The sequence below is a fragment of the Candidatus Zixiibacteriota bacterium genome (assembly GCA_040752815.1).
Lineage (GTDB): Bacteria > Zixibacteria > MSB-5A5 > GN15 > FEB-12 > JAGGTI01.
On sequence record JBFMGC010000128.1, the window covers coordinates 1 to 1,247 of the forward strand.

1 protein-coding gene is annotated in these 1,247 nt (G+C 57.3%); it reads left to right on the top strand.

Going from position 1 to position 1,247, the window contains the following annotated elements:
* The coding region (locus AB1772_13485) for a hypothetical protein (GenBank protein ID MEW5797352.1) at positions 1 to 1,247 on the top strand (1,247 nt) is incomplete at both ends.

The following is a 1,247-nucleotide window of genomic DNA, read 5'->3' on the forward strand; positions in this document are numbered from 1 at the left end:
GGCATCCGCCCTTGGGCATGGGTCGTGGCGCAACTACAGACCGCTTCCGTCTCCGGCACGGTCAAGGACACGGCAGGCAATCCCATCAAAGGCGCATTCATCTTCGGCGGCGGTGCCAAGACACACTCCGCCTCAGACGGCACCTATACACTCAGGAACATCACCGTGTTTAAAGCCGACACCTTAGTGCCTATCAACGGCTCTGCCAACAACTATAAACTATCCAGCCAGTTTGTCAAACTCTCACCCGGGTTACCGGTCAGTAACGTGGATTTTGCATTAGAGCCGCTTGCCGTGACGCAGTTAGCCGAACTCACCGGCAAGGTAACCAACAGCGTGGATAACAGCCCCATCTACGGCGGCATCGTCACGCTCCAGACACCGCCGGTCATCCGCGGATTGAGATACGACAACAAGAACACCGCTGACCTGACGGACGACACCTTTTACGTCATCCCGCCGCCCGGGGCAACCATCACCGGCTATAAATGGTCGCTGGGGTTGCCGGATAAAAACGTGTTTGTCTCCGCCAACGAGAACGGCGTATCCGTGGTGTTACAGCATATTATCGCCGAGGCAGTCGCGGCAGGGAAAACACTCGCCACCGGCGCCTACCGGGTGGAGTTGGAGGTAACCTACGGAGGCGGCAAAAAGACTCTCGTCTCCGGCGGCTTCCTGCTCAACATCTCGCCCTCTTTAACGTTATATTTAGCCGATATTCGTCTGCCCCTGAGTTTCCAGGACCAGTTGACCTTAAAGGCGATGAGCGACCAGCAGGGCAATTATGGATTTATCGGACTGCCTGCCGACGAGACGTTTTCCGCCTGGGCAAAGGCAGACGGCTTCATCCTATCCGCCAGTGTCCAACTCACGGCGCTGACAGCAGGCGAGCGCCGGTCGCAGAACTTCGCACTGGCACCTCTTTCCACCGATACCACTAACCCGACCTCGCCGGCTAATATCTCGGTTACCGAGCAGGGTCCCGGCACCATCAAACTCACCTGGACCGCATCAACGGACAATACCGGCATAGACCACTACCGGGTGTATAAAGGAGACCCGGGGGTGGAAATCGCCAAGACGCCGCTAAACTACTATGTTGATTCCGGCCTTGTCAACGGCGTAACATATTACTATGTCATCGGCGCATTTGACCGTGCCAACAACTCCGCACTCAGCAGTATGGTCAGCGTGACGTTGGTGGCGGACACCGCGGCGCCCACGACGCCGACAAACTTAGCCGCTAC